This is a genomic window from Brachyspira alvinipulli ATCC 51933 (assembly GCF_000518245.1).
GTDB lineage: Bacteria > Spirochaetota > Brachyspiria > Brachyspirales > Brachyspiraceae > Brachyspira > Brachyspira alvinipulli.
In genome coordinates this window covers 177,577-200,876 of record NZ_KI912404.1, presented here as the reverse complement: position 1 = coordinate 200,876, position 23,300 = coordinate 177,577, and the positions used below count along the sequence as shown (strand labels likewise).

The following is a 23,300-nucleotide window of genomic DNA, read 5'->3' as shown; positions in this document are numbered from 1 at the left end:
TCAGTATAATAACCTAAATAATTTTTATTAATCAATAACTAGGATATTAATATGACAGCTATAATAGATTACGGAGTAGGCAATTTATTTTCTTTAATGTCATCTCTTGATTATGTAGGAATAGATACAAAGCTTACAGATGATGAAAAAATCATAAAGAATGCTGATGCAATTATATTACCGGGAGTAGGTGCTTTCAGAGATGCTATAGCAAAATTAGAAAAAATAAATAACGGAATACTCAAAAATACTATAATAGAGGAAGCCAAAAAAGGAAAATTAATTCTAGGTATATGTTTGGGTATGCAGATGTTCTTTGATAAAAGCTATGAATACGGAGAATATAATGGACTTGGATTAATAAAAGGAAGTATATGCCCTATAGTTAAAGATTTAAAAAATAAAGATTTAAAAGTTCCACATATGGGTTGGAATAATCTAAATATAAAAAAAGAAGATAAAATATTTAAATATATTAACAATATGGAATATGTATATTTTGTACATTCTTATTATGGAAAAAACTGTGAAGAAAGCATAATCGCAGACAGTGAATATGAAATAAATATACCAGCTGTAGTAAAAAATGATAATGTATATGGAATACAATTTCATCCGGAAAAAAGCGGAAGCACTGGACTTAATATATTAAAAGGTTTTAAAGATTTAATATAATTATAAAAAGAGCAGAACTTAATATTTATAGTCCTGCTCTTTTATATATTAAAATAATGAAATTCTAGCTCTTTTTATTTCTGTTCTGTATCTCTTTATTTCCCATTCAACCTTTTCTTTATTCCATCCTAAAACATTAGCCATCTCTTCTGCAATATGCTCTGCAATCAATGTTCCGCAGTCATTCTCAGTTAGAATAAATCTTAATCTTCTCATCATAATATCATCTAAATGCAAAGCATGTTCAACTTCTATAAAATATTTTATTAATCCTCTATTGATTCTATAATCGAGTCCAACTTCAACAAGCAAAGAAGAGTCATCCTTACAAAAATCATTAAGCCTCAAAACTAAATCAACAGAACCATAATAATCTATTAAGAATTTCACCATACCTTCATTTAATACCCATTCAATATTCTTTTCTAATTTATTTGTCATTATTTTTTGATTACTAAACCATTTATAAGGTTTTCCATACATCTTTATTAAAGCCTTAATAGCAACCAAAGATGATGTAGTGAAATTTCCTCCTTCAACCATAAATAGTCTGTAATTAGGATGTGCATGTATTTTTATATTTGATGGGTTTACAGGCATCATCCCAGATTGAGTTGTTACTATATGATTCTTATTAACTATAGAACTAAAATATGTATTATAAACATCAAGCAAATATTCTGCCTCATCACTGGTTGAATATATACAGTCTAAATCAGAATTATATTTTTTTATTGTAGGTCCTATTATAGTGGCATTTTTCCAACGCATTAAAAATATATTGGGTCTTGATTTTATTTTAGGAAGTACAACGGCCTTATTAATATGAATAGAATCGCTGTTAATAACTAAATGAGTACCTTTAACATAAGAAACCCTATTCTCAAAATATCCGTTTGGAACTAAAGAACTTATACTGTTTCCCCAAGCTCCTGCTGCTATTAATATTGTCTTAGCTGAAGCACTATAAATTTTTCTAGTAATATTATCGCTGAATATAACACTTTGTATTTCTTTTTGATTATATTCAAAAGCTTTTACCTCAGCATAATTTAATATATCAGCACCATAACTCTCAGCCTTTAAAAGTATTTCCATTACATATCTAGAATCATCTAATAAACCTTCATAATATTCTATAGAAGCTATTACATCATTATTTATTAAATCAGGCAAACATTCTAATGTTGCATTTCTACTATGGGATACATGCCTTTTAGTTTTTCCAAACAAAGATAAAATATCATACAATGAAGCTTTTATTTCTTCCCTAAATATACCACTTCCGCCATGATCATATATAGGATTAATGATCCCAAATGAATCGAAAGAGCTTTTATACATTAGATTATTTCTTTCCTTCACTTTAAAAGCAGTAGATATTATATTTCTGCTGTTCATATCATTAAATCCGCCTGAAAGCATCTTTGAGGTACGGGAAGAAGCACCATAAGAAAAGTCATGTTTTTCTAAAAGAAGAGTTGAAATTCCTACACGTGATGTCTTTAATGCTATTGTTGCACCTATAACACCTCCGCCTACAATAATGATATCGTAATTTTTATCATTATGGAGTATATCAGCCCTTGTTTTTGCCATAAAAAATCTCCTTTTATATAATAAAAACAAAATAAAATTTAAGCTAATATATCAGTAAACCTCCTAATATATAGTATAGAACAAAATTTTCATAAATACAAATATTTTAACAAATCTCTTAAATTTAATCTGTTTTTATTACTTTTCAAAAAAGATGACATTTCTTTTTTCTTACCATGTTTATCTATATAATGTCCACTGAACTCTCCAAGACCAGATATAGGAAAGGCTAAATATGCATTATAAGACAATACAGAAAAACATGGACTAAATACTATATAATTTCCTTTATTTTTCTTGGAAAAAGATATTATTTCATCATTAATATCATCAATGGCATCTCCAAGTATTATGAATTTATTAAAATTATTATCATTAAAATCAAAATTATAATTATATTCTTTATTTTTTAATTCTTTAATAGAATGATTATTAATATTCGTATAATTATCTCTTATAACTTCTGAATTAGTAGACATTGTATTTTTTTTTATTACAGTATTTATTATACCTGTAGAATAAATAAGTTCATCAAAAGCATTTATATCTTCTATTGGGTACATGCTTGAATATATAGCTAAACATGAATTAACATCTATATTCGACATAAATTCATAATACATATTTTTTGCATTTTTAAAATCGCATTGAATTCCATTATTTAAAGGTAATTCAAATGTATTATTGGAATAGTAATCCATTTTTCTGCCATAATCACATAAAGCATATTTCTTTTTTGAAGGAGAATTAATATCTTTTATACTACTGCTAATATATACATAATCTGCATCGCATAAATAATTGCATCCTATACAAAAACTTCTTATACTTTTAGTTTTACTTATATCTTCTTTAATTTTATCGTCTATAGCCCTCTCTGTAGAAAATACATGTGTAGGACAAAAATCAACTATCATAGAAGAATATCCATTTATAGTTTTATAATCTTCACATATTCCGCAATTAATACATCTTTCATAATCTGCTTTAATATATTTAGGTAAATTTATTTCTTTTACAATTTTTTTTATATCTTCTACATTATTATCATTAGAGGCATCATTTGAAGGTTCTATAGAAACATTATAAATATCTAAATATTTTTTTAATTTGCAAATATAATCAGCATTACAGCTTTCACATATAGGTTTATGCATATAAAGTATAGCATTTAATAACGCTATTCTATATTTTATTATATCTTCATCATTATTTAGAACACTCATGCCGTTTTCTACTATTTCATCACAGGCATATTTTATATTATAAGTTTCCTCATTTTTTTTCTTAACTTTAACAGCACATAATCTGCATCTTAGCAAATTATCTTCTTTATCAAAAGTACTTGTACTGTTCATTTTGTATGAGCATAAATGAGGTATATCAATATTTACATATGATAAGGCTTGCAATATTGTATATCCTCTTTGGGCGGAAACTGTTTTACCATCTACAGTGAATTTTATTATCATAATAAAATCTCTCAAATAATGATTTTTTATATAAAACTATATAAGGTTATCTTATTTTCTACGGCATAAAGAAATTCATCTTTAAACATTTCTATAGTTGATAATATACAATAAGCCAAAGATTTTATATATAAACAAGATGCTAAATTATATATCATATTAACAGTATCTTTCAAATTTGAATAATCACTGAAAATAGATTTCCCTAAAAGTATTCTATTAATATAATATTCGCATAAATCAAAACCATAATTACAAGGCATGCATTTTTTACATGATATAGTTTTAGCAAATTTAACTATTTTTAATACAACTCTTATTATGCATCTGTCTTCACGTATAAAACATATGCCTCCGTTTCCAAGTGTAATATCATAATCCAAGTTCATTTTTAAAAAAGTATCAATATCCATAGGCGGATTTAAAAAACCATTAGTAAATACACATTTTATACTATAATCTTTATCGAAATTTCCGGCAGCTTTTACTATATCTTTAAATGGTTTTCCTATCTCAAATTCATATATGTTAGGATATATAATATCCCCAGACAAAGACAATATATAAGTTCCTTTAATATTTGAAGAACCATAATTTTTGAAACTTAAATCTCCTATATGTGCTAAATATGTAAATTGGGCTATGGTTTCTAAATCAAATACATATTTTTTATTCTCTAAATAAGAAGGAGTTATTCTAATTTTGTTTTCCTGATAATATAATTCTTCATCATATAGAGAAATTTTTATTTCATTTGCAAATTTTGAATCTTCAAATTCTACAATAGCTTTCAATAATATATCTTTCTCTTCTAAATAATAGTCTTTCAATACTATATCTATATTTTTTATTCCAAGTATTTTAGCTATAAAAACAGAACCATCTAAAATAAGATGAGGATTATTTTTTATTAGAAACTTATCTTTAAAAACTAAATAATCAAATGAACAGGCATTTATTAGAATATTATTTTCTTTATTGCTATTATTTTCTGTTAGGATTTCATATAAAGAATGCTGAAAAATATCTCTAGTAAGAATAGGATAATTATAAAGCTCTTTTAATATACTTTCAGCAAGTACTTCATTTATTAAATAATCCCCAAAACTATCTTTGTATAACTTAATATTATTTATACAATTTTGGCTATGCAACACAAATTCTTTCATCTTTTTCTTACATGTACAGCTTCTATGTACTTTATAATACTTTTAAAAGACGACTTTGTACATTCCATACCATTAATAAGTACAGGCACAGCATTATGGCAATCATGCATACACTCCATCTCTCTAAGCAGCATACCATCAGCAGATGGTACACCTATCTGTAAGTCATAATGAGAACGAATAGCCTCTAAAAGAGCATAACTACCATTCATAGAGCAATGAAGCCCTACACATACTTCTATAAGAGTATTTACATTGGTTGACATACTATTCTTTCCCAATAAATAACTATAAATTAAAGAGATGAAAACATTATATTGAGTATAATGTTATTATATATTATTTCTTTTTATGCCTATTTTTGCGTAAACGTTTTTTACGTTTATGCGTAGCCATCTTTTGACGAAGTCTTTTTCTTCCTGAAGGCATATTCACTCCCATTTTTTATAATTTGAACATTTATTATACCATGTTATGTAAATAATTTCAAGTTTAAATAAAAAAATAATCATAGCATTTTTTATTATACTATGATTATTTTTTATTTATTAATCAAATATTAAAATTATCAAAACTTTTCTATATCAACAAGTTTTTCAACTGTTTTAGCAAGAAGATAAACCCCTACTCCTGTACCGCCTTTAGTTATATATTTACTATCTGTATTGCTGTAAGAAGTGCATGCTATATCCAAATGAGCCCATTTTGAACCTTCTGTAAAATAAGAAAGGAATTGTGCTGCAGTAATTGTTCCGGCTTCTCTTCCGCCTGTATTTTTTATATCTGCTATATCAGATTTTATTTGTTCTTTATATTCATCAAACATTGGAAGTTCCCATACTCTTTCATAAGTATCATTTCCGGCTTCTTTAATTACATCAGATAAAAGTTTATCATTAGACATTAAACCTGTAGCATGTTTACCTAAAGCTATAGAACAAGCACCTGTTAAAGTAGCTATATCTATAACATAATCCGGATTATATTTCTTTATTCCATAAGCTAAAGCATCAGCAAGTATTAATCTTCCCTCAGCATCAGTATTTACAACCTCTACTGTAACACCATTATGCATTTTTAATACATCTCCTGGATTTATTGCTCCGCTTCCTGTTTTATTATCTGTTAAAGGACATATTACAGTAACATTGGCATCCAATCCCATATCAGATATTAAAAATAATGCTCCGCATACAGCAGCTGCTCCTGACATATCATCTTTCATTCCATACATACTATCAGCTGGTTTTAATGACATTCCGCCTGTATCAAAAGTTATTCCTTTTCCAACTAATAAAATACTTCTCTTAGCTTTGGCTTTTTTATATTGTGCTATAAATACTCTAGGAGGATTTTTACTTCCTGCATTAACGCCTAGTATTCCATTCATATTAGCTGCTTTTAATTCTTTTTCAGTTAATACTGTAGTTGTAATCTTTCTGCTTTCAGCCTGTTTTTTAGCTCTGTCTGTAAATGTTAATGAATTTATAACATTACTTGGTTCATTAATCATATCTCTAGCCCAGAATATACTGTCTGCTATCTGACTCGCCTTTAATATAGCATTTTCTGTATCTTTTTTATGTTCTGAAACCAAAAGAATATTTTTTATAACTGCTTGTTCTTTTAATCTTTTATCTCCCAAATAATTATCAAATCTATATGAAGAAAGTATGATCCCTAAACAAAACTGTATATAAGATTCTTCAGATGCTATTTCTGAAAATAATTCTGCCATATCAACTTCTATATCATCAATATGCAAATCTTTCATTATCTTTATTAAAGAAGCTCCAGCATTTTTCCAAGTTTCATACATATAATTTTTTACTTCTTTATAGGTAATAAAAATAACTCTAGTATTACTTGCGAAAGCAAATGCAAATGGTGTAGAAGTTGTATAATATTTATCTTTAACTAAATTATTGAATAATTTTATGTATTCTTCATTAAAAGTACATACTTTAGGCTCTTCTTTTTCAACTTTCACAAAAATAGCTACTGTATGTTTTTTAATGAAATTTATTGTATGTTTGAGTTTCATTTTAGATCCTTGATTTTATTTAGAAATATTAAGTAATAATTATATATAATGTTTATTTTATGTCAATTATAATCTTAAAATTTCTAATAATGTATATTGAAATATACTATTAAATATATATAATTTTCATAATTAAGATATTAAATTTATAATTAGAATATATTATCATGGAGGCATTTATTATGATAAAAAAAATACTAATTATAATGCTTGCTGCTTCATTATTTATAATTTCATGCGGAACCAGTATCCGTGGAAATAAACCGGAAGGATGGGTCAATAATGACATATTTAGAGTAATGGGAAAAGGTTCTCCTTCAAAGGGTATATCAGATAAATTTGAAAGAGAAGTCAATGCAAGACTAGCTGCGGAATTAGATGGAAAAAATAAAATAGTTGCTAAAATAGTAGGTCCTTATATAGAAGCATTGAATTCAACAGAAAAAGATATGATAGATGAAAATGTTATGCAAGAAAGAGTTGCAGAGAGAGTAATAGGATTATCCGTTATAGAAAGCAAATGGGATTTTCAGCAAAACTGCACTGTTGTTATGGAATTATATGGAAAAGGACTTAAAAATAAAATGGATAATTTAGTCAGTGAATATCTAAATGAAGTTGGAATGCAGTATACAGCAGAGGATATTTCCAGAATGGTAAATTAATAATATAAATTTTATTTGTTTTTATTATATTTCCGATATGTTAACACTATTGCAATATAATTTTAAAAATGTATAATTAATTTATAGAGAGAAGAAAAGGAGGGAATCTATGAAAAAATATTCAAAATACTATATTATTGCATTGATGCTGTCTCTATTTGTAATATCCTGCGGAACAGGTGTAAGCAGAAGCAATCCGGAAGGTTGGATTAATGATGATACATTTAGAGTAATGGGAATGGGTTCTCCATCTCCAGACATAGACTCTTCTGATAAATTTAGAAGAGAATTAGCTGCAAAACAAGCTGCAGAATTAGATGCAAAAAATAAAATAGTTGCTAAAATAGTAGGCTCCTATGTAGAATCATTGAGTTCAACAGAAAAAGGTATGATAGATGAATATGTAATACAAGAGAGAGTTGGCGGAAGAATAAGAGGTGCATCTGTTGTAGAAAGCAAATGGGATTCTCAGCAAAATTGTACCGTAGTTATGGAGCTTTATTCTAAAGGTTTGAAAAAACAAATGGATGCTTTAGTAACTAAATACCTTAATGAAGTTGGTATGCAATATACTGCTCAAGATGTAGCTGGTATGGTCAGAACTAGAGAATAATAAATTGTTATGTAATTAATTAGGGAGTATATTTATACAATATACTCCCTTTATTTTTAATAAATAATAGCATACAAAAAAATATTTTTTATATGCTATTGCAATATAGTATTCAAAATATATAATTAAAAATAAAAATTTGGGAGTCATTAATGTATATAGAAAATATCAGCGGAAGATTAGCATTTATTTCAGGAGCAAGTGCAGGTATTGGAGAGGCTGTAGCAAAAATGCTTGCTTCTAATGGTGTTAATCTTATTTTAACTGCTAGAAGAATAGATAAACTTAATGAATTAAAATCATCATTTGAAAAAAATTATAATATAAAAGTAAAAGTAATAAAAATTGACTATTCAAAAACTGATGAAATAATTAATGCTATAAATAATCTTGAAGATGAATGGAAAAATATAGATATACTTATAAATAATGCAGGTTTAGCTTTAGGCAAAGATGTATATTACAATAATAATCTAGAAGATGTATTACAGATGGTTAGAGTTAATTGTGAAGGACTAATAGTATTAACTAGATTAATACTTCCTCTTATATTAAAGAGCAAATATGGACATATAGTAAATTTATCATCTACTGCTGCCGATGAAGGATATAACGGAGGTGCTGTATATTGTGCTACAAAATCATTTGTTGAGATGTTTGGAGATAGTATAAGAATCGAATTAATAGATAAGCCTATAAAAGTAACAAATATTAAACCTGGTGCCGTTAATACAGAATTTTCTACTGTAAGATTTAAAGGAGATAAAGAAAAAGCAGATAATGTATATAAAGGATTTAATCCTTTATATGCTGAAGATATAGCCGATAATATAGAGTATGTATTAACTCGTAAAAGTCATGTACAAATATCAAGCATGACTATTATGGCAGAAAATCAAGGCACTGCTACTATAATACATAGAGAAAAATAAAATATAATTTTTAATAAGGGAGCTATTTTTCTATGGGTGAAATAGACAACACTAGAGACAGATTAAAATTAGATAATCTTGAACAAAATACAAGGAAAGACTTGTTTAATAAGTTTGTTGATGCTGGCGGAGAGGTAATAGCAGAAAAAAAGAAGCCGAATACAGGAGTAATTGGAGGATCAAGAAGAAGTAATACCTTAGTTGGAGGTTCATCATCAGATTCTAAAGGAAGATCTGATGCTTCATCAAGTAAATCTTCATCTTATGATAATAAATCAAAATCAAAAACATCAGCTTCTAGCAGCAATACTGTTACCTTAAAAAAAGATAATGGCATATTTTTCAATGTTAAATTATGGTTTAATGCTCTTAGTGCTGGTGTTATAACTTTTGTAGGCGGAAATGTTAATCCGAAATTCTTAAATTTCATCGATAAAAATGTAATAGCTGCTTTACTTGAAATGGATACTCTTATTTTTAATGCATTAAATCCTGTAGAATCTTCAAATGTAGATTCCAAAATAAAACATGAAAAAATAATATCACAATTTGCTAAAGATTTAGATGATTTAGAACTTTTAGAAAGAATAAAAGATCAATATGATGAAAAACTATATAAAGATTTTTTAAGACCATTTAAAGAATTAAATACTAATGTTGCTGCTGAAAGCTATGTTAAAGAGATAAAAGCAATGTTTAGACCTTTATATGTTCTTCATGCATATTCTTCAAGAATGAAACTAGCTGGTGAAAAAGCTATGTTTGCATATGCTATGGTTGATAATATAAGTAAAGGAATAGTTAATTCAAGGATTTCAGCATTTAAAAGAGCCGTAGAACTTGTATATTCAAAATATTATCCTAAATTGTTTGCTTTATTACAATATGCTTCAAAAGAAAGGCTTGAAACTATAAATGATTTTAACCGCTATTTAAATATTACTGATGTTGATATATTGGGATATTATACAAAACTCAAAAAAGATAAAGAAAAAATGAAAGAGATAAAAATAGAGGAAGCAAAGGAGAATATAGGAAAGAATAAAGAAAATTCTGAAGAAGATAAACTAAGCAAAGTTGAATCTATAGGTGTTAAACTTATAAATAAATGCGTATCATTCAAAAAAGAAGATAATGGTATAGAATATGAAGCAGATCCTTTTTTCATTGTTTCAACTAAAGACAAAATATACAGAATAAAAGTTTTAATAGATTTCTTAGATAGGGAATATTCAGCTGTATTTGTATCTAATAAAGTAAGATATAATTTAGTTTATGATAATCAAGTTAGAACAGATTATAAAAATGATTTTAATAATATATTCTTATCATTATCAGATACTAATTCAAGATTAAATGAATACAGTGAGCTTTGCAAAACTATAGAGAAAGTAGAAGCAGATAAAACTATGCGTTTTGAACAGAGAGTATCAATGCTTTCAGATAAGAATGGTCAGCGTTCATACTTAGCTAAGAATTTAAGAAATACTTTTGTTTCTATAATCACACCATTTAAAAGAAAATTAGATAAACTTTTATTAGATAAAGAAGAAAGAGAAAGAATAATAGAAAATCCGAATGACATATTAACTTTTTCTGCTGAAATAGGAAAAACTAAAAAAAGAATACAAGGATACAATGTAATGAAAGCATTAACAGAAGCTTATTACTTTGTAGCGGGTTTTAATTATTTGATTACTCAAGGGGAATTATCTGGTGCTGGAATCTTAATTGAAGGCGGAGATGAAGTAGAACAGCCTATAGTAGAAGAAGCTGCTGTAAATGAAAGTACTGTAAAAGAAGAGAATGCTGCATCAGTTGAAAATAATGAAAGTAATATAAATGATAATGATGTAAATAATGATGATAGCGAAAATGTTGAAACAGAAAATAATGCTGAAGATTTGAACATAGAAGAAAATGAAGATGTTTCTGAAAGTGAAGAGCAGGAAGAGAATAATTCTGAAGATGATGAATTTGAAGAATCTGCAGAAGATGAAGATTTGTTTGATGATACAGAAGAAGAGAAAAAATAGTGTGAGGTTTCATTTTGGCTTATAAATCACCTAAAGTTGTTATGCTTGAATATATTCCATTACGTATACTAATGGAAATAATATCATTTATGCCCTATATTGCTGTTGTACTTTTTGCAAAATTAATGGGTATTTTGATGTATATATTTGCTTTTAAAAGCAGAAAAGTAGCTTTAATAAATTTGAAGCAGGCTTTTCCAGAAAAAAGTTTTCATGAAAGAAAAAAAATTGCAAAACGTTCTATAGAATCAATGCTTATGACTTTTGCAGAATTTATAAAAGCATCAAGAATGTCCAATGAACAAATTTTGAAAAGAATAACAATAGAAGGTCAGGATATTTTTGATAAGGCTATGCATGAAAAAAATAGAGGAATAATAGCTATAACCGGGCATATAGGAAATTGGGAATATATAGCTTTCTATTTTGCCATAAAAGGTTATGATCCTAGCGTTATAGTAAGACCTCTTGATAATCCTAAATTAGATGTATATATGAAATCTTGGAGAGAAAAGAGAGGGATGACATGTATATCAAGATGGGGCGATTTAAGAGATATATTCCATGCTTTAAATAAAAATACTCCTGTAGCATTTTTATCAGATCAAAATTACACACAAGGTATATTTGTAGACTTTTTTGGATATCCATGCGCCACAGCCGTAGGTCCTGTTGCAATAGCTATGAAAACAAAACTTCCTATGGCAATACTTTATGATTTGCCTGATAGATACGGACATCATAAAATCATAGTATATGATATTATGTACATAGAGGAAAAGGAAACAAAAGAAGAGACATTAAGACATAATGTTCAAAGATACACAAAAAAACTAGAAGAGATAATTGCTAAACATCCTGAAAACTGGCTTTGGGTTCATACTAGATGGAATACAAGACCTAAAGGCGAACCTGAAATATTTTATGATAATAATGATTATAAATAATCTTTTTTACTTTATTTTTTTGTTGGTGGTTTATATTGTATACTAAAATTAGTATTGAATTTTCTTAAAGGATTTACATTTCATATAATTTTATTTTATAATATCAGTTTTTAACTGTTATAAATTTGACAAATCATATAATTTTTAGTAATTTAAAAAAGGTTAACAAATATTTTATCGAAGGAGGTTATGCATATATGGAGCAAAAAAAACGTTCTTTTATGTTCTTTTTAAATCTTGGACTTACATTCACTTTAGTTGGTATAATTATTTCATTTTTCATTTTTTCATATGAAAAAAATTATAAAAAAGATGAATTTTTGGTTCATGCTCAGGCAGCACCAGAAAAAACAGCTTTTTCTGGTTCATTAGACGGTGCTTTAGCTGTTGAAGGTGCTATAAGGGAAGTAGTTGATAAAAACATGCCTGCTGTTGTTAATATATCCACAGAAATTGAAGCAGGACAAACTGAAGAAGACAGATATGCTGATGAATTCTTTAGATTTTTCTTTGGGGATCAGATGCCTAGACAAAGAAGAAGTCAAAAATCATTAGGAAGCGGATTCATAATTAATGAAGAAGGTTATGTACTTTCCAATTACCATGTAGTTAAAGGTGCTACTAAGATAATGATAACTCTTTATGGAGAAGATGGAGAGCTTCCTGCTAAATTAATAGGATATGATGAAGCTTATGATTTGGCTTTATTAAAAATAGATTCTAATGATAGAACTTTCCCTTATGTTGCTTTAGGAGACAGTGATGCTATAGAACCTGGTGAGTTTGCCATTGCTATAGGAAACCCTTACGGACTTAATAATACTGTAACTTTCGGTATTGTAAGTGCTAAAGGTAGAAGCGATGTAGGAGCCAATAAATATCAAAGATATATACAAACTGATGTTGCTATAAACCCTGGTAACTCAGGAGGACCTTTATTCAATATTCATGGTCAGGTTATAGGTATTAATACTTTAATATACTCTACTTCTGGCGGAAGCATTGGTATAGGTTTTGCTACACCTATTAATCTTGCTACTTCTGTAATGACTGACTTAAAAGAGAACGGAAAAGTTACAAGAGGATATTTAGGTATATATTTACAAGATATTGATGAAAATCTATCAAGAGGTCTTAATGTTAAACAGAACAGCGGTGTTTATGTAAGTGAAGTTATACCTGACTCCCCTGCTTCTAAAGGCGGTTTACAGGACGGAGATATAATTACAGAGTTTGATGGCGAAAAAATGACCAAATCAGGAGATTTATTCAACAAGGTAGCAACTACAAAAGTAGGAAAAGAAGTTACTGTTAAATATTTAAGAAATGGAAGAGAAGGAACTACTAAAGTTACAATCCAAGCTAGAGTTGACGATGAAGAAGTTGTTCCAAACAGAACTTTACCAAATAATGGACAAAGTAATACTCGTTCTTGGATGGGATTAGATGTTTCTAATATTACTCCTGAAATATCTCAAAGACTTCAAATTAGAAGCAATGAAAGAGGTGTTGTTGTACTTAATATGACTCAAAACTCTAAAGCATATCAATCAGGACTTAGACCTGGAGATGTTATAAAGGCTATAAATGGAATAACTATCTCTAATACAGATGATTATAATGAGTTTGTTAAGTCTTATGGAAATGATAAGTCTTTCACAATAACAATTAAACGTGCTAGAATGACTTATGTAATAATAATAGAATAGTAAGTTACAAAAGAACAAGTCAGAGGCTGCATAAAATCATTAAATGCGGCCTCTTTTTTATACCAATCATCTTTAGTTATGTTAACTATTTTTGTGTTTTTACTTGCATTCATAATTAATTTAGTATATCATTAATAAAACATATACTTATGATTATAACAATATTAATGTGATTTAATAGATAATTTATATATGGAGATTAGAATATGACACATTTGGAATTAAGAGAAAAATTTAAAGAGTTTTTTAAAAGTAAAAAACATGCTATAGAAAAATCATCATCACTTATACCAATAGATGACCCTAGCCTTTTATTTACAACTGCTGGTATGCTTCAATTCAAACCATATTATGCTGGAATAAAAAAAGCACCATATTCAAGAGTTGCATCTATACAAAAATGCTTCAGACTTTCTGATTTAGAAAATATAGGAAAAACAGCAAGACATCATACATTTTTTGAAATGTTTGGTAATTTCTGCTTTATGGGCGATTATTTTAAAAAAGAGGCTATAGAATTTGCTTGGGAATTTTCTACTCAGGTGATTAAACTTCCCGTTGAAAAAATATATGTTTCTATATATGAAAAAGATGACGATGCTTTTAAGATTTGGAATGAACATATTGGAATACCTAAAGAAAAGATAGTAAGACTTGGTAAAAAAGACAATTTCTGGGGACCTGCTGGAGATTCCGGAGCTTGCGGACCTTGCAGTGAGCTTTATATTGATATGGGTGAAGAGAAAGGATGCGGCAAACCTGATTGTTATGTTGGATGCGATTGTGAAAGATATTTAGAGTTTTGGAATTTAGTATTCAATGAATTCTTCCAAGATACTGACGGTAATTTATCTCCTCTTCCTAATGTTGGTATAGATACAGGAATGGGACTTGAAAGATTATGCTATATTACTCAAGGTGTAGAAAGCAATTATCAAACTGATGTAATGAAGCCTATAGTTGATGCTATAGCAAAAAAGTTAAATGTAAAATATGAAGATAAAAATAAAACTAAAATAAATTTAATAGCAGATCACTTAAGAGCATTGGTATTTGTAATATCTGAAGGCTGTACTCCTTCTAATGAGGGAAGAGGATATGTACTTAGAAGACTTTTAAGAAGAGCATTAAAAACTGCAAGCGATTTAGGACATAAAGGTGCTTTCTTAAATGAAATTACATCTTCTGTAGTTAATGTATATAAAGAAATATATGATTATCTTCCTAAAGAAGAAGAAAATGTAAAAAGAATATTAAAAGATGAAGAAAATAAATTCATAAACACAATATCAGCAGGTATGAATAAACTTTATGCTGTAATGGAAGAAAATAAAGAAAGTAAAGTAATATCAGGTAAAGATGCATTTATGTTATTTGATACTTACGGACTTCCTATTGATATAACAGAAGAGGAAGCTAATGATCACGGATTTACAGTTGATAAGGCTGGATTTGAAGAGGCTATGGAAGAGCAGAAAAAAAGAAGCCGAGGAGCCGGAGAAGATAAAAAATCAAAATTCGGATATGTTGAAAATTATGAAACTAAATATGTAGGTGAAGAAACTGATAATCTTATAAACGGCGTAAATGCTAAAATTATTGCTGTATATGAAGATAATGCCAAAAAAGATAAAACTTCATCTTCAAATGCTGTTATAATCACAGATGTTTCACCTTTCTATGGAGAAATGGGAGGACAGATTGGGGATAATGGATATATAGAAAACAGCAAAAAAGAAATAATAAAAATTATAGATACTCAAAAGAAAGAAAATACTATTATACATATAGCAGACTGCAGCAGTCATTTTTTAAGCGTAGGCGAAGAAATAAAATTATTTGTTAATTTCGACAGAAGATGTGCTATAAGAAAAAATCATACAGCTACACATATACTTCAAAAGGTATTAGAGCTTACATTAGGAAGCCATGTTAATCAGGCTGGAAGTTTTGTAAATGATGAATATTTGAGATTCGACTTCACCCACCCTGATTCAATTTCTGAAGATACATTAATAAGTATAGAAAATCAGGTTAATGAGGTTGTATTTAAGTCAATGCCTGCTGTAATAAAATACATGCCTAAAGAAGAAGCTATAGCATGCGGAGCAAAAGCATTATTCGGAGAAAAATATCCCGATACTGTAAGAATACTAGATATAGGAAATGGTTTTTCTGTAGAACTTTGCGGAGGAAGCCATTTGACAAATACATCGGAAGTTGGTTATTTCCATATAGTGAGTGAAGGTTCTGTAGCTAGCGGTGTAAGACGTATAGAAGCTATCACAGGATTAAAAGCTGCTCATGAAGCTAGTAAATTATTCAGTAAAGTGAAAAATTTAGCACATATACTTAATGCTTCAAAAACAGATGAACTTACTGTAAGAGCAGAAAATCTTCAAAATGAAGTAAAAAAACTGCAGAAAGAAATTAAACAGCTTAAAACTTCAGGTGCTTCTGCTGTTTCATTTATGGATAATTTTGAAGATTTAAATGGAATTAGATTCTATAATTTAGAGTTTAATGAAGATATAAAAGATGTTAGACTTTATGCTGACACTATAAAAGAGAGAGTAAAAGATGGTATTAGTATAATGATAAGTAAAACCGAATCATCTAACTCTATACTTGTACAAGTGACAGGAAGTGCTTTAAAAGAAAAAAAGATATCAGCAAATAATATAATAAAAGATATTATTGCTGCTGCAGGAGGACGTGGAGGCGGAAAAGAGACATTTGCACAAGGCTCTATAGAAAATGTAGAAAAAGCTAAAGAAGAAATTAATAAAATCAAAAACAAGTGGTTGTAATAAATGATTATAAACAGAAATATAAATATTTTAATTTTTATAATAATTTCTTTATTATTTTTATCATGTTCTGAAAAGGATGTTACTTTACGCAGACTTGATGATGTACATAAAGCAGAAAAAGAACTTGCTAAAAATCCGGATAATGAAGAGGTTATATTAGAAGTTATAAATGCTGCACAAAATGGCGGCAGAGAAGTAAGAGCTGAGGCTGTATGGCTTCTTGGAAATATAGAGGCGGAAATTGCCTATAGTGATTTTTTACGTGCGAGTGTAGAAGATCCTGATTTCAATGTACGCTGTTTAGCGGTTCTTGGTCTTGGAAAACTAGATGCTAAAAATGCTGAAGCTATAGACAGAATAAAAAGAGCCATTTCTGACACAGATTTACAAGTTCAAATAGAAGGATTAAAAGTTGCTGGACGTCTTCAAGCTAAAGAACTTTTAAACCCTATACTTGAAAGTTTATCTAGTAAAAATAAATGGGTAAGAATGGCTGCTATAGAGGCTTTAAAGGATTATGATGACGGCAGAGTAGATAGATCTCTTAATCTGCTTTCTTCCACTGATTCGGATATAGCTGTAAGAGCTCTAATAAAACAAGTTGTAAGTTATAGAGAAGAAAATATACAAAATAATGTAAAAGAAACAGAAGAATAGGAAATATATTGGAAAATGAAAATTAAAATTTATATATTAGCCATAATAGTTTTATTTATATTTATTTCATGTGCAAGTAAATATTCGTATGTAAGAGTTGATGAAGTTATAAGCAAACCTAGAACTATTGCTGTTGCTTCATTTACATTCCCTAAAAGCATGACAAATCAGTACTATGACAGACTTAAATATTTGAATACAGAGATTTACACAGACTTTGTATTAAACAGTTTTATCAGTAATTTTAATTCTCAAAATGAAATGATTAAACTTGTAACATTAAAAGAGGCCATAGGAGATAGTGAATTTTCTGCCCTTCCTAGTGAGTATCATTACGTATTAGGGGCTGATTATGTAGCTGCTACAGGTACGCTTGCAGTTGATGGTGATGTTTTTTCTATATTAAGAGATAAAAATATTGATGGATTAATGTATGCTCATGCCTCTATGTCTTTTTGGTCTCAAAAGGTTAATATAGATTTTGAGATTTATGATAATGAAGGCAGTTATTTATGGATAGACTCTTTGGATGGTAATTCATATCATATTATAGGTGATACAGGAGCTCCTACAAGACAAACTGCTTATGAAATAGTTATTGCCGATGTTATGAAATATCAACAAAGACATGCTGAAGAACTTTATATCATTATAGATCAAGCTATATCAAATGGTGTAGGTAAACTTAAAGGCAGAACACCATATGCTTTCAATACCAATGATATTATATTCACACAAAAAACATTTAGTTTAACAAATGAAGATTATGCAAAAAAGGCAGGTATAAATTAATGGCACAGAAACAAAAAGTAGAATTAAATTTCAGCAATGTAGATGACTTTCATTTTAAGGCTCCTTTAAAAGGCTATTTAACCAAAATAGCAGATGATCATTTTGTTATTAATAATGATGATTTAGCTATAAAAGGTACTGGTAAAACACCAAAAGAAGCAGCAGAGATGATAAAAGAGCAATTTATAGTACTTGCTAATGATGTTATGTACAAATCAAAATATGCTCCTTTAAGCGAAAGGGAGAGAAAAAAAGTTAATATTATAAAATCTATATGTGATATTTTATAATTATTTTTTATTATATATAATATAATTTCATTTTTATAATTAATATTGTCGAAAATTCTAGAATTAGTGTATAATAATAATCAATAATTTTATATGGTAACAATATGGTAAAAAGAATAACACTTAAAAACGGCACAAGACTTGTACTTGAAAGAATGCCTATGCTTGATACTGTATCAATAGGATTTGTATTTTTAACAGGAAGTGCTAATGAAACTAAAGAAGAAAACGGATATACCCATTTTATAGAACATATGCTATTTAAAGGCACTCATGATCTTACAGCAAAAGATATAATACGCTATATAGAAGGTGTAGGCGGAATATTTAATGCATTTACTTCAAGACATTTAACAACATTTTATATAAATATAATATCTAAATATTTTGACAGGGCAATAGACACTTTAGAAAATGTTATAATGAATTCAGCATTTAGAGAAGATGATATAGAAAAAGAAAAAAAAGTAATTATAGAAGAATTAAAAATGTCAAATGATGCTCCTGAAGAAATAACAGCTAATCAGTTTTTTGCAGCAGCATACAAAGGAACATCCATGAGTTTTCCTATAGGAGGAAATATAAGCAATATAAAAAAAATAAGTAGGGATAAAATATTCAATTATTTTAAAGAACATTTTAATTCTAATAATTTAATAATATCAATAGCAGGTAATTTTGATGCAGAATATGCTGTAAAAAGATTATCGAATATGAAATTAGAAAAAAAATCTAAAACTGTTAATGGAGATTTGCCTTTTTATTACAAAACAATAAGCAAAGAAAAAAAAGAACTTCATCAAGTTTATTTCTCATTAGTAAAACCATCATACAATGCATGCGATAACAAAAAAAGATATGCTATGAATATAGTAAGTGATATATTCGGTGGAAGTGCTTATTCTAGGCTGTTTCAGGCTATAAGAGAAAATAAAGGTCTCTGCTACAGTATATACAGTTATAATTCAAGTTTTATAAATGGTGGTACTTTTGAAATACATGGCTCTACTAGTTTAGACAGATATAAAGAAACAATAGAAAGTATATATTATGAAATGGAAAAACTTCTTAAAGAAAGGATATCAGAAGAAGAACTTGAAGAAGCTAAAGAAAGTTATAAAAGTTCAATGGCTTTCAGTAAATTTAATGCTGAGTCCATAATGAATAAAAATGCAAGAAATGAATTATATTCTTCTAAATACCTTTCATTAAAGGATATTTATAAATATATAGACAGTGTAGATTTGAAATTGATAAATGAAGTTATAGATGAAAAATTATCGGATAAAAAATTCTTTTTAACATCTGTAGGAGAATCAGGAACTAAAAGTATAAGTAATAAATTAACTAAAAAATTAAAGCTTAATTAAGCATGATTAACTATATAAATGGTTTTATTTATTCAACAATAAAAAATATAATATTATTTAGTTATATATAAATTTATTTAATAATATTGAATCCATATTCTTTGAATATATTAAGACTTTTTTCCAAACATAAATACTCTACAAACTCTCTTGATATTTTTTCTTTTGAGGAGTTTTTTAATACAGCAAGACTGTAAACTACATCTGTATAATCTTCAGCTTCATCAACTATTTTTAAATCATTATCATTTAATACAGCTTCTGTTTTATAAACTATTCCGCAGTCTATTTTATCATTTTTTATTAAATCAATTATCTCCTTAGCATCTTTTCCCAAAATAAATTTATCTGCAATCTTATTGTATATACCCAAATTATTTAATATATCCTCTGTATAACGTCCTATTGAAGAAGTCATTGACTCCCCTATTGCTATTTTTTTTACCGAATCATTAGTCAAATCTAAAAAAGAATTAATATTTATATTCAAATCTTTAGGCATAACCAAAACTATTTTATTGCTAAATAAATTAATTATAGTATCATTATGCAAACGTTCTATATCCTTTAATATGTTCATATCATTAATAGAAGAAGAAATATATATATCTGCATAATCATCATTTTGTATTTGTTGTCTTAATCTTCCTGATGAATCAAATATACATTCTATTTTATTTTTTGTTTCTGCTTGATAATTATTACATATTTTTACTAATGGATTTCTTAGGCTAGTAGTTGAAAATATAATAATATTTTCTTTACCATTATCATTTGAACATGACAATAAAAATATTAATATAGTTAAACATAAAATTAATTTTATTGTTTTTGTATTCATTAAAATTTCCATTAATAAAACATGTGATTATTTAATTATATACAATTTGTAAAATTAGTCTATATTTTTATTACAATTTTTCAATTTTTATAGGAACAAAATTTAATAATTTAAGAAATAATAAATTAAGTGATACATGTGGCTATCAATTTTAAATTTATATATGTTTCTCAATCCATTCATAACGTTTTTTAAGCTCACGTTCTTCGCCTATATCTACAGGCTCATAATAATTTTTCTTTATACCTTTCTCTAAATAATCCTGCTTTGCTATATGATAAGGAAAGTCATGCGGATATTTATACTCTTCATTACTCTTTCTATCAAATGATGCTGAATTATTATCTTTTAAATAATTAGGAATGGAATATAATTCTCCATTTCTTATATCCTTTATTGCTTTGTTAATAGCGTTGTATGCCGAATTTGATTTAGGACATAATGCTAAATATATTGTAACTTCTGCTAATGGAATTCTTCCTTCCGGCATACCTATAAAATCAATAATGCTTACAAGAGAAGCAGCAATATTCATAGCATTAGGTTCTGCAAGTCCTATATCTTCTGAAGCCAATATGCATAATCTTCTTGCTATATATCTAGGGTCTTCACCAGATTCAAGCATTCTAGCCAAATAATAAACAGCAGCATTAACATCACTTCCGCGTACACTTTTTATAAAAGCACTTATTGTATTATAATGCTCATCTTCATCAAAAGTTATAGACTGTTTGCTTGTAACATCTTTTACTATTTCTTCTGTAATTGTAAGTTTTTCTTTAGTTTCATCTATTTGAGTTGCCAAATATGAAGCTTCAAGATAAGTAAAAGCCTTCCTAACATCCCCATGCGAATAACGAACTATTAAATTAACAGCCTCATCTTCAACATCAACATCTGCCTCCCCTAGCCCTCTTTTATCTTCGATAGCTTTTTCTATAGCTTCTCTAATGTCATTATCATCTAAATTCTTAAACTCAAAAAGCATTATACGTGAAAGTAAAGCATTATTAAGATAAAAATATGGGTTTTGCGTAGTGCTTCCTATAAGTATTACACCGCCATTTTCTACTGCTGGAAGAAGGGCATCCTGCTGACTTTTATTGAATCTATGTATTTCATCTATAAAAAGAATAGTCTTTTTTCTATTTTCTAAATTTTTCTCTGCTTTTTTGATAGCTTCTCTTATTTCAGAAACATTTGAAAGTACAGCATTAAGTTTGATATATTCACTTTTAGTTTTTTTTGCTATTATTGATGCTACAGTTGATTTTCCTACACCTGGAGGACCGAAAAAAACCATAGATGTTATTTTATCTTTATCTATCATTTTTCTCAAAGTTTTATCTTCAGCTAATATATGCTTCTGACCGAAAACTTCTTCTATTGAAAGAGGACGCATTCTCTCAGCCATAGGCTTAAAAGAATTATCACTCTCTCCAAAATCAAACATTGAGTTTTTCAATATGTTCCTCTACAAGCGGTATATAATTCATAATATTTTCTATCCTTTCTTTTATCTCATATTCTAATAAATCTGCTATTGATATATAGTCTTCATTAGCAAATGCTTCTAAAACATTATTCATCATTTCATTAAAATCATTAATAGCATCGGAAAGAGGTACTAAATTCAATGTGATTTGAGAATAATCTATAGAATATAGTGAAGCTACATTTGAAAGTATGCTGAATGAAAAACTTACTATGCGTGAAAATTTTTCTGCATATATAAATGCATCTTTATCATTTCCTGACTGCAATTTATTAACAATAGATTCTAATATATCCAATATTAAAGGTAAAAATTTAGGCAAACTTCCTATTTTGTATAAAGCATTACTGCTTGTTATATTATTTGCAAATAAAGCTATAGTATTTATTTTAGCTTCTTCTATAACAAGCTCCATAGCAGGCATCATTTTTTCTGCCAAAAAAGGTTTAAAATCATCTTTAAAGAACTCTATACTCTTTTCTAAATTATCGCTCAAAGAATTCAATCTCTCTAACTTAACTTCAAGCATTTTTAATATATGTATGATACCATAAGAATCCAAGCTCATATTAAATAAAAATATAGCTCTAGGTATTGAATCAAGTATCCAAGATATTCCATCTTTTAAAGCCTCAATATCTTTCTGACTTAAAGATTCTGGAACAGTATTATATACTTTTTCAAGATATTCCATTATTGACATAATAGAATAAAGAGAATATTCAGCATGACTCAATGCTTCAACTTCTATTTTGTTTATTGTATCTATTGGTATAGTTTCATACTCTTCATCTATATAAGGCTGAAGCTCTCTGTCATTTATAATAACTTTATTAATGAGAAAATCATTAGAATTACACCATTCTTCTATAGGTTTTAATACTTCATAAGCATTTTCTTCATTTTCTAACATTACTGATAATTCTTTACCGTTTATAAATATTTTCATTTTAGTACCATAAAATTAAAATTTTGTATCATAAATATTTTTCGGATTTTTTTTACTTATCAATAATTATTTTTATTTTCCATATATTTTTACATATTGCAATTATTTAACAATTAATTTTACTAATATATTAATATCGTATATTTTCTTCACAAAACCAATTTTTAACTTTACAATTGTATGAAATTATAAAAAAAATAATTGAAAATAAAAAAATAATTATTAAATTATT

At 27.6% G+C, this 23,300-nt stretch carries 20 protein-coding genes; 12 read left to right on the top strand and 8 right to left on the bottom strand.

Annotated elements, in window-relative coordinates; translation table 11 throughout:
- The first annotated feature begins 51 nt into the window (after positions 1 to 51).
- On the top strand, positions 52 to 675 hold the full coding sequence (gene hisH / locus T324_RS0111110) for an imidazole glycerol phosphate synthase subunit HisH (RefSeq protein WP_028330322.1): 624 nt from the start codon (positions 52 to 54) through the stop codon (positions 673 to 675).
- 48 nt (positions 676 to 723) lie between these two features.
- On the opposite strand, the gene T324_RS0111105 is transcribed toward hisH, so the two are convergent.
- From T324_RS0111105 to T324_RS0111085, 5 genes are all read right to left on the bottom strand, one after another.
- Positions 724 to 2,274, bottom strand: coding sequence for an FAD-dependent oxidoreductase (locus tag T324_RS0111105; protein ID WP_028330321.1), 1,551 nt, complete (start codon positions 2,272 to 2,274; stop codon positions 724 to 726).
- An 89-nt stretch (positions 2,275 to 2,363) separates the two neighbouring features.
- Positions 2,364 to 3,746 carry a 2Fe-2S iron-sulfur cluster-binding protein gene (locus T324_RS0111100; protein ID WP_028330320.1) on the bottom strand — a complete coding sequence of 461 codons (1,383 nt, stop codon included), beginning with the start codon at positions 3,744 to 3,746 and terminating at the stop codon, positions 2,364 to 2,366.
- Between the two features lie 26 nt (positions 3,747 to 3,772).
- Complete coding sequence (locus T324_RS0111095; RefSeq protein ID WP_028330319.1) at positions 3,773 to 4,915, bottom strand: NADH-ubiquinone oxidoreductase-F iron-sulfur binding region domain-containing protein; 1,143 nt, start codon at positions 4,913 to 4,915, stop codon at positions 3,773 to 3,775.
- The gene (locus T324_RS0111090; protein ID WP_028330318.1) at positions 4,912 to 5,181 is read right to left on the bottom strand and encodes an NAD(P)H-dependent oxidoreductase subunit E; all 270 of its coding nucleotides are present in this window, start codon (positions 5,179 to 5,181) and stop codon (positions 4,912 to 4,914) included. The genes T324_RS0111095 and T324_RS0111090 overlap by 4 nt, the downstream gene beginning before the upstream one ends.
- A 302-nt stretch (positions 5,182 to 5,483) precedes the next feature.
- Complete coding sequence (locus tag T324_RS0111085; protein ID WP_028330317.1) at positions 5,484 to 6,959, bottom strand: leucyl aminopeptidase family protein; 1,476 nt, start codon at positions 6,957 to 6,959, stop codon at positions 5,484 to 5,486.
- A 182-nt stretch (positions 6,960 to 7,141) separates the two neighbouring features.
- Here T324_RS0111085 and T324_RS0111080 point away from each other — a divergent pair, with 182 nt between their 5' ends.
- The 11 genes from T324_RS0111080 to T324_RS0111025 all read left to right on the top strand — a co-directional run bounded on the left by T324_RS0111080 (position 7,142) and on the right by T324_RS0111025 (position 19,783).
- The gene (locus T324_RS0111080; protein ID WP_038375232.1) at positions 7,142 to 7,624 is read left to right on the top strand and encodes a hypothetical protein; all 483 of its coding nucleotides are present in this window, start codon (positions 7,142 to 7,144) and stop codon (positions 7,622 to 7,624) included.
- 109 nt (positions 7,625 to 7,733) lie between these two features.
- Positions 7,734 to 8,237 (top strand): hypothetical protein, encoded by a 504-nt coding sequence (locus T324_RS0111075; protein WP_028330315.1) that lies wholly within the window; start codon positions 7,734 to 7,736, stop codon positions 8,235 to 8,237.
- 152 nt (positions 8,238 to 8,389) lie between these two features.
- Complete coding sequence (locus tag T324_RS0111070; protein ID WP_028330314.1) at positions 8,390 to 9,169, top strand: SDR family NAD(P)-dependent oxidoreductase; 780 nt, start codon at positions 8,390 to 8,392, stop codon at positions 9,167 to 9,169.
- Positions 9,170 to 9,201: 32 nt separating this feature from the next.
- The gene (locus tag T324_RS0111065) at positions 9,202 to 11,205 is read left to right on the top strand and encodes a hypothetical protein (protein WP_028330313.1); all 2,004 of its coding nucleotides are present in this window, start codon (positions 9,202 to 9,204) and stop codon (positions 11,203 to 11,205) included.
- A gap of 14 nt (positions 11,206 to 11,219) precedes the next feature.
- Positions 11,220 to 12,152: a lysophospholipid acyltransferase family protein gene (locus T324_RS0111060; RefSeq protein ID WP_028330312.1), complete on the top strand. Its 933-nt coding sequence runs from the start codon at positions 11,220 to 11,222 to the stop codon at positions 12,150 to 12,152.
- A gap of 197 nt (positions 12,153 to 12,349) precedes the next feature.
- Positions 12,350 to 13,861 carry a DegQ family serine endoprotease gene (locus T324_RS0111055; RefSeq protein WP_028330311.1) on the top strand — a complete coding sequence of 504 codons (1,512 nt, stop codon included), beginning with the start codon at positions 12,350 to 12,352 and terminating at the stop codon, positions 13,859 to 13,861.
- A 206-nt stretch (positions 13,862 to 14,067) separates the two neighbouring features.
- Positions 14,068 to 16,671, top strand: coding sequence for an alanine--tRNA ligase (gene alaS, locus T324_RS0111045; protein WP_028330310.1), 2,604 nt, complete (start codon positions 14,068 to 14,070; stop codon positions 16,669 to 16,671).
- Positions 16,672 to 16,674: 3 nt separating this feature from the next.
- Complete coding sequence (locus tag T324_RS0111040; RefSeq protein WP_028330309.1) at positions 16,675 to 17,331, top strand: HEAT repeat domain-containing protein; 657 nt, start codon at positions 16,675 to 16,677, stop codon at positions 17,329 to 17,331.
- Between the two features lie 15 nt (positions 17,332 to 17,346).
- Positions 17,347 to 18,123 (top strand): hypothetical protein, encoded by a 777-nt coding sequence (locus T324_RS0111035; RefSeq protein ID WP_038375231.1) that lies wholly within the window; start codon positions 17,347 to 17,349, stop codon positions 18,121 to 18,123.
- The gene (locus T324_RS0111030) at positions 18,123 to 18,413 is read left to right on the top strand and encodes a hypothetical protein (RefSeq protein ID WP_028330307.1); all 291 of its coding nucleotides are present in this window, start codon (positions 18,123 to 18,125) and stop codon (positions 18,411 to 18,413) included. The genes T324_RS0111035 and T324_RS0111030 overlap by 1 nt, the downstream gene beginning before the upstream one ends.
- Positions 18,414 to 18,517: 104 nt before the next feature.
- A complete protein-coding gene (locus T324_RS0111025) occupies positions 18,518 to 19,783 on the top strand; it encodes a M16 family metallopeptidase (RefSeq protein WP_028330306.1) in 1,266 nt (421 codons plus the stop codon).
- A 73-nt stretch (positions 19,784 to 19,856) separates the two neighbouring features.
- Here the strand turns inward: T324_RS0111025 and modA are convergent, their stop codons facing one another.
- From modA to T324_RS0111010, 3 genes are all read right to left on the bottom strand, one after another.
- On the bottom strand, positions 19,857 to 20,624 hold the full coding sequence (gene modA, locus T324_RS0111020; protein WP_038375230.1) for a molybdate ABC transporter substrate-binding protein: 768 nt from the start codon (positions 20,622 to 20,624) through the stop codon (positions 19,857 to 19,859).
- Between the two features lie 157 nt (positions 20,625 to 20,781).
- A complete protein-coding gene (locus T324_RS0111015) occupies positions 20,782 to 22,077 on the bottom strand; it encodes an AAA family ATPase (protein WP_028330304.1) in 1,296 nt (431 codons plus the stop codon).
- Positions 22,070 to 23,068, bottom strand: a complete 999-nt coding sequence (locus T324_RS0111010; protein ID WP_028330303.1) for a hypothetical protein — start codon at positions 23,066 to 23,068, stop codon at positions 22,070 to 22,072. Before T324_RS0111010 ends, T324_RS0111015 begins: the two co-directional genes overlap by 8 nt.
- Positions 23,069 to 23,300: the final 232 nt, after the last annotated feature.

Bases quoted from the DNA above. Each gene is read 5' to 3' on its own strand.
- hisH (WP_028330322.1), top strand. From the start codon at position 52: ATGACAGCTATAATAGATTACGGAGTAGGCAATTTATTTTCTTTAATG.
- T324_RS0111105 (WP_028330321.1), bottom strand. From the start codon at position 2,274: ATGGCAAAAACAAGGGCTGATATACTCCATAATGATAAAAATTACGAT.
- T324_RS0111100 (WP_028330320.1), bottom strand. From the start codon at position 3,746: ATGATAATAAAATTCACTGTAGATGGTAAAACAGTTTCCGCCCAAAGA.
- T324_RS0111095 (WP_028330319.1), bottom strand. From the start codon at position 4,915: ATGAAAGAATTTGTGTTGCATAGCCAAAATTGTATAAATAATATTAAG.
- T324_RS0111090 (WP_028330318.1), bottom strand. From the start codon at position 5,181: ATGTCAACCAATGTAAATACTCTTATAGAAGTATGTGTAGGGCTTCAT.
- T324_RS0111085 (WP_028330317.1), bottom strand. From the start codon at position 6,959: ATGAAACTCAAACATACAATAAATTTCATTAAAAAACATACAGTAGCT.
- T324_RS0111080 (WP_038375232.1), top strand. From the start codon at position 7,142: ATGATAAAAAAAATACTAATTATAATGCTTGCTGCTTCATTATTTATA.
- T324_RS0111075 (WP_028330315.1), top strand. From the start codon at position 7,734: ATGAAAAAATATTCAAAATACTATATTATTGCATTGATGCTGTCTCTA.
- T324_RS0111070 (WP_028330314.1), top strand. From the start codon at position 8,390: ATGTATATAGAAAATATCAGCGGAAGATTAGCATTTATTTCAGGAGCA.
- T324_RS0111065 (WP_028330313.1), top strand. From the start codon at position 9,202: ATGGGTGAAATAGACAACACTAGAGACAGATTAAAATTAGATAATCTT.
- T324_RS0111055 (WP_028330311.1), top strand. From the start codon at position 12,350: ATGGAGCAAAAAAAACGTTCTTTTATGTTCTTTTTAAATCTTGGACTT.
- alaS (WP_028330310.1), top strand. From the start codon at position 14,068: ATGACACATTTGGAATTAAGAGAAAAATTTAAAGAGTTTTTTAAAAGT.
- T324_RS0111040 (WP_028330309.1), top strand. From the start codon at position 16,675: ATGATTATAAACAGAAATATAAATATTTTAATTTTTATAATAATTTCT.
- T324_RS0111035 (WP_038375231.1), top strand. From the start codon at position 17,347: ATGAAAATTAAAATTTATATATTAGCCATAATAGTTTTATTTATATTT.
- T324_RS0111030 (WP_028330307.1), top strand. From the start codon at position 18,123: ATGGCACAGAAACAAAAAGTAGAATTAAATTTCAGCAATGTAGATGAC.
- T324_RS0111025 (WP_028330306.1), top strand. From the start codon at position 18,518: ATGGTAAAAAGAATAACACTTAAAAACGGCACAAGACTTGTACTTGAA.
- modA (WP_038375230.1), bottom strand. From the start codon at position 20,624: ATGAATACAAAAACAATAAAATTAATTTTATGTTTAACTATATTAATA.
- T324_RS0111015 (WP_028330304.1), bottom strand. From the start codon at position 22,077: ATGTTTGATTTTGGAGAGAGTGATAATTCTTTTAAGCCTATGGCTGAG.
- T324_RS0111010 (WP_028330303.1), bottom strand. From the start codon at position 23,068: ATGAAAATATTTATAAACGGTAAAGAATTATCAGTAATGTTAGAAAAT.